We start from the raw sequence: 6,494 nt of genomic DNA on the forward strand, positions 1-6,494 counted from the left end.
ATGGATAAGTTTGGGATTCAACTTTTTGGGAAAAACTTTTCAATGACAGATGAAAAGCTACTTGTTTGCGTTCATGACATTGACGTAAGTGGTCAATTAGCACAAGGATGGTGGGACATTCCAAATGGCGATATTCTTAATGCGAATGACTATTCGGAAGATGAGATTCTTGTTTTCGCTAATCGAAGTTTTATTAAATATTTTGATGGCCAGAAACAAACTAGTGGGGAGCACTACGATAAATTTAATATAGATGGCTTTTTTTATTATTACCGACCATTTATTAGAAAATATAATGGTAAATTTCAAATTAGAATAGTCTCTACCATTGCTTCTAGCTATGAAAACTTTGAGGGAGTTAAAATTTATAATCCTTATACTTACCACTGGTTAGATGGGAGATATTTTAATAATCAAAGCTTAAAAAGCGCTCGAATAAGATTAAAAATAGTTGTCCCTCTAAAACGAATAAAAAATGTGCCAGAATATGGTATTGCAGTTTATGATGAGAGCGGAAATTGTAAGTATTGTAATAGCAGTAAAGGTTATGCAAAGCGTTTGCGTATCCATAATACAGCTTTAAGTTCATCTAAAATTAATTATAGTGATCTTAATCATGTTAAGTCTAATATAGAAAAGGGCAGTTCAACAAAATTAGGGGATAATGAGTTTGTCCTAGTTTCACCTCTTGGATATTATGATTTATGCCGATCGTGGAATCAGCGAGCCACGTTTGAAGCCGGAGAGGTTATTCCTGTCGTAAAAGAAGATGGAACTGTTAAAATTTTAGCCACAACTGAATTTGCGCCCATCCCTGGTAGAAAACATTCTTTCCCGTCGCAATCTAGCGAATATTACTCAAACCTGAGCATAATTAACCCACTCCTGCTTATAGCCGAATTTTAAGCAACCGTAACCCAGTCAATCGATTGGGTTTTATTTTTATCTAAATAAGGACAAAACTATGACAACATTTAACAAAATCTTAAACCCAATGTATTCAGTGATTGCTGCATACTCAAGACAAGAGGACGGCTCAATTAATGCTAAATATGTACTTGGTACTGGCACAGACAATGATGGTGCAGTGACAGACTTTACTCCGATCATCTCGGAATATAAATGGATTGATCCAACCGCAGCAAAAAGCATTTTTGGACAGCCATTAACTCAAGATGACATTGGCAAAACAACGGAGGAAATCGATCTAGGACGCATCTATGCTTACTTAAAAGAGCAAGGACAGATTGTTATCTAATCATCTAATTATTAGAGATACCGCCTACGGGCGGTTTTTTATTGGAGGGGAAATGGAAACAATCGATTTGGAAATGATTCGTGGAGACGACGAAGGGTGGGCGTTTGAAGTCACGCACGAAGATGAAAGTGCGGTTGATTTTAGTGGGTATCGGTTTGATTTACATATTAAGCCAACTAAGAAAAGCGAGCCAATCATCAAACTCTCCACTAAAACTGGTGATATTACTGTCGAGAATAACCTGATTAAGGTCAGCATAAGCCATGATAAAACCGAAAATGCCACTTGGGAAAGTGCTAAATGGGATTTGCAAAGCATTGACGGTAATCAACTAGTACGCACGTTAGCTGGGGGAGATTTTGCTCTATTAGCAGATGTGACTAGAGAGGTGGGTTAGTGGATAAAACAATAACGATCAAAGTTAGAGATAAACCCAAAATAAAGGTGAAACTAATAGGCAAGAGGGTATTCAAGGTTAAATTAACCAATCAACAATACACGCCCGTAATCCCTAATATCAACGATCTAATACTCAACTACAAAATAGGACGACTATGAAAGTCTCAATCCCTTTGGAACAGGGCAATGTCTTTCTACTAATCCTCACAAAATAGGACAACTACAACTATGACAACACAAACTATTCAACAACTTTTAACCGAGTTTGCTCAATACTTAGGCGAGCAAGACAAAAATATTTTGGCTCAAATTGAGACAAAGATAACCCAACTTAAAAATGACCTGTTAGGCGGAGAGGTATCAGCCGATTTAGATACATTCCGCGAGCTCGCAGAGGAATTACGAAAACTCAAAGCAAGCGGAAGCAGTACACCAGAGGCATTAACCAGCAAACTCACTGAATTTAAATCGAGCCTAGATGGCGTGATTGAGCAAATTAACGCGCTAAAAGCAATGGACTTAAAGGCAGCTTATCAACGTGGGAAAAATAGCTAATGACGCTTTTGCAACAACTGCCCGAGGTCATTGAGCAAATCGGGCGAGATATTAAGGCTATGACCGTCGTGCTTGGTAGAGGTCGCCCTGATAAGCCCGATACAACAGGCAACAAAATAACAGGAGAGGAGCCCAAAATAAAAGGCAATGAGCCTAACGGGACTATCTATGAGTCATCAGATGGCGGTGGAGTCGGAGCCTGGAAATGGCAAAAACGCAACGAGAAATGGGTGGTGATAGATGGTGATACAGGTTTGGTTAATGCTGTAACTAAAAACCTAAAGCCTGGTGCTTACATTAAATTCCGCAGGCAAGGCAACCTTGTATCATGTCATATGGGTGGTCTTCAATGGGGATTGTTTGGTTATTTGGGTAAAACCGAAAAAGGGTATCTACCAAGACAGCCAGGAAGAGTTGAAGTTATTGGTACAAGTGGGATTCCGCTTGGATTTAGATCAGATGACTCTTGTGGATTTAGCTTATATGATGACGATACAAATAGAGCAGTTGCAGGTATTTATGTGGGAGGGGTAGGCGATGCTAATTTTATGAGATTCACGCCTTATCACGCAGACCCTAAAATAAAAGGCAATGAGGCAATACCTGACATTGGCCCAAAAAACTTAAGACCGCCCGCAATGATGTGGACAACATCCGACCCTTGGCCAGATAGAGTTTAAGACAAACGGAGAGTAATTCTGCCGTTTCTTATATAATTTAAACGCCCTCTAATGATAGTTTAAAGGGCGTTTTGTTTCTCAAATTTAGCGAATTTTAACCGCTAAAAATGGGAATTAGTTAAAATTTCAGATTTCTCACTTTTAACGGTTATGTTTCTCAAAATTTTCGGACGGCAACAAGAGTAGCGATAAAAAGTGCGATTAAATCAAAATAAAATCTCACTTTTTTTAATTTAAAAATAGCATTATTATAGCCCTGTAACTTTTTTAATTTCGGAAAAATGTGTATAGTTTCGGAAATTACAGGCGTTATAGATTTTTAATAGTATGATTTTATTTATAAAATTTTGGTGTTTTGAAATTGGTTCACATTGACTTCAAACGAGCGTAATTTGTATTAATACGATTTTATGTAAGTTAAAAAGCTCGTCAAATTTGACGAGCTTTTTTGCATTTATATAGGTAGTTTTTTAAAGATAGGATGTCATATATTAAAAATATGTTCTTTATACTATAGAGGTAAGCGTTTACATATGTAAAGAATTGTAAATACCTGTAAAATTGCTCGACTTATACTCATTTTATTGATAGTATCAGCACCGGATTTTTTATCTTCAAAGCTGTTTATTGTAAATGTACAGCTTTGATTATTTTACAACCTTTTAACATAAGGAAAGATTTTATGAACAAAATTTTCCGTGTGATCTGGAATCACGCAACGCAATCTTGGGTAGCGGTTTCTGAACTTGCTTCAGCAAAAGGTAAAACCAAATCAAAAACTAATAAGGTTATGTTAGCCTCTTTAGTTGTAGGTTCCTCTGTTATTGCAAGTAATAGTTTCGCTGCAAAAATTAGTACATCTATAAATAATGGTATTGGTATCAATGGTACAAATATTTATGTAAAGCCAAACGGTGGGACTGTTACCGCTGAGACTAGTGGGACTTCTACTATCGGAGATACAATTAGTATTGGTACATCTAGTCTCGTTCGTGATGGTGAAATATTAATTGGTAATAATATTAGAAATACTGCAACAGGAAATTCTGCAGATGTAGTGATAGGTCATCGTGCACTACTAGGTGGTGGTGGCCAAGATTCTATGAGTACTGGGGTTGGGTATGGAATTCAGGTCGCAGGCCCATCAATTGCATTGGGGATCGGTGCTAGAGCTGATATAGCAGATCCGTCAGGATGGAATGCTGTAAAAAATGGTGGGACAGCGATTGGTGCGTACTCCATGATTGGGGGAAATAAAAACGGGAGCGTTGCCCTTGGTGCTATTGCTGCAGCAGATGCCAATGGTGCTGTGGCTCTTGGTACCTTGTCAGGATCATCAACTCAATGGCTTGACTATGCAAACCGAGGACTAGGTTTTAATACGAATGATACTACAGGTACTTATACTACTTCTGTCGGTTATAAGTCTGGAGCTCGTGGTTTTGATTCTGTTGCTGTTGGTGTAAATGCATCTACTGGATTAAATGATTCAGCTAGAGGAGCCGTTGCTGTTGGTAATTCAACTAGAGCGTATGGTGAAGGATCTTTGGCTTTAGGTAATCGCTCAGTTGCTGGTGGATATACTGATGCAATGATTACTCAATTAAATACTAAAAAAACACAAGTTGAAGCTGAGTTAACCAAAGCTAAAGAACGATTAGCTTATTGGAATGAGCAGGCTGCAAAAGATGCTTCTGCATATAATAAATTTAATGTTGGTAACTTAAATGCTATTGTTGCACGCTTGGAATTAACATTAGAAAGAACCAAAGACGATCTTACTCGTGCACTAACAGCAAAAGGAATTCCTAGTTCAATTACTTCAAATTTTGCTCTCGCAGTTGGTGCTCAAGCGGAAGCATTAAGTGAAAGCTCGACTGCTATAGGAACATTAGCAAAATCGTATGCACAAAATGGTTTGGCTATTGGTAGATCATCAAATATCACGAATGTAAATTCTACAAACTCGATTGCAATAGGTACAGATGCTAGAGTAACAGGTGATACTTCAACTAGCTCACTTGCTATCGGTCATGGATCAAATGTAAGTGGTAAGGAAGCTATTGCTATTGGTCGTAGTACAGCTGTAAGTGGCGCTAATTCAGTAGCGTTAGGTTCGAATATTACTAAATTAACAACAGCAAATTCAGTTGTATTGGGCGCTAGCTCAACAGAAGTAGTTGGAACAACAGGTGCGTCTCATGCAGTTCAAGCTGTAAATGATGCAACAGTTCGTACTATTGCTGGCCCTAACTTTACTTATTCTGGTTTTGTTGGAAAACCTGCTGACGATGGTCACTATGTAAGCATTGGTCAAGCTGGTAAAGAACGTCAAATTAAAAACTTGGCTGCAGGTGCTGTTGCTCCAACTTCTACAGATGCAATCAATGGTTCTCAATTATATGCATTGATGGATCGTGTTGAAAATAAACAAGAGCCAGTGGTTTATACCAATAAAGATGGTGCTAAGCTGGTTAAAGTTGGAAATGACTTCTATAAAACTGGAGATTTAGATCCTGCAACAGGAAAACCACTTGCGGGTAAAACCCCCGTGTCAGCAGGTGATGTAATTGCCTCAATGAATAATGCTGGTAATAACACTACAACCCCTATGGCATTGGCTAATATCGCAGGTAACTTACCTGGTGCAAAAAATGGCTCTACAGCCCCTACAACTTTAGGTACATTACCAGAGGGAGCTGATGCACCTAATACCTCAAATGCGGCAACTGTAGGCGATGTATTGAATGCTGGTTGGAACTTAACAGAAAAAGGTGTAGCACGTGATTTTGTTAAACCTTATGACACTGTTGATTTTATTGATGGGAACGGTACGAGCGTTAATGTCACTACTGATGGTAAAGTAAGCCATATTAAATATGACGTTAAAGCAGCAGACGATAGTATTACTGTTGGTAAGGATGGCATCAAAGTCAATACTGGTGGATTTGCAGAACCAGTATCACCAGCAAATGATGAAACTTCTGGTCAAGTTGCACCTAAGGCAGGCGATAACAAGAAAGTCGCGAGCGTAGGGGATGTTGCTAATGCAATTAACAATGCATTCTGGAAAGTAACTGGTGCTGAAGATGGCGGTAAATTTACTGATGATAACAAGACAAGCATTGAGAGCGTGAAAGCTGGTAATACAGTAACGTTCAAAGCGGGTAAAAACATCAAGTTAAAACAGGATGGTAAAAACTTTACTTATTCTTTAAACCCTGAGCTAACCGATATTACAAGTATTGGTGGAAATGGAACCACTATGACTTTTAAACCTGAAGGTGTGAGCTTAGGCGGAAGCAGTATTACTGATTTAAAACCTAACCTACCTAAGGTAAATGATGAAGATAGAACAGTTACCATGCCAGATGGAACTGTGGTTGATGCCGCACCGGAAAATGTGACTAAAGCACCCATGACAGCAGAAGAGGCAGCGGATATGGTAAAAAATGCAGGTAATAATGCAGCGACCGTATCTGATGTGTTGAATGCAGGTTGGAATTTACAAAACAATGGTGAAGCGAAGGATTTTGTAAAACCTTATGACACTGTAAACTTTGTAGATGGCAAAGGCACTAAAGCAGTTGTTGAATCAGATA

At 38.5% G+C, this 6,494-nt stretch carries 6 protein-coding genes; all 6 read left to right on the forward strand.

Annotation, left to right across the window (positions count from 1 at the left end; genetic code table 11):
* The gene (locus tag KP710_RS08275) at positions 1 to 906 is read left to right on the forward strand and encodes a hypothetical protein (RefSeq protein ID WP_215771096.1); all 906 of its coding nucleotides are present in this window, start codon (positions 1 to 3) and stop codon (positions 904 to 906) included.
* Between the two features lie 58 nt (positions 907 to 964).
* Positions 965 to 1,258 carry a hypothetical protein gene (locus KP710_RS08280; protein ID WP_048953029.1) on the forward strand — a complete coding sequence of 98 codons (294 nt, stop codon included), beginning with the start codon at positions 965 to 967 and terminating at the stop codon, positions 1,256 to 1,258.
* A 52-nt stretch (positions 1,259 to 1,310) separates the two neighbouring features.
* Positions 1,311 to 1,655, forward strand: coding sequence for a hypothetical protein (locus KP710_RS08285; protein WP_140529131.1), 345 nt, complete (start codon positions 1,311 to 1,313; stop codon positions 1,653 to 1,655).
* A gap of 230 nt (positions 1,656 to 1,885) precedes the next feature.
* Positions 1,886 to 2,212, forward strand: a complete 327-nt coding sequence (locus KP710_RS08290; RefSeq protein ID WP_215771097.1) for a hypothetical protein — start codon at positions 1,886 to 1,888, stop codon at positions 2,210 to 2,212.
* Positions 2,212 to 2,892, forward strand: a complete 681-nt coding sequence (locus KP710_RS08295) for a hypothetical protein (RefSeq protein ID WP_215771098.1) — start codon at positions 2,212 to 2,214, stop codon at positions 2,890 to 2,892. Before KP710_RS08290 ends, KP710_RS08295 begins: the two co-directional genes overlap by 1 nt.
* A 682-nt stretch (positions 2,893 to 3,574) precedes the next feature.
* Positions 3,575 to 6,494, forward strand: a 2,920-nt coding sequence (locus KP710_RS08300) for an ESPR-type extended signal peptide-containing protein (protein WP_215771099.1), incomplete at its 3' end; no start/stop codon positions are given.

Source organism: Haemophilus sp. SZY H35 (assembly GCF_018829705.1).
Classification (GTDB): domain Bacteria; phylum Pseudomonadota; class Gammaproteobacteria; order Enterobacterales; family Pasteurellaceae; genus Haemophilus; species Haemophilus haemolyticus_K.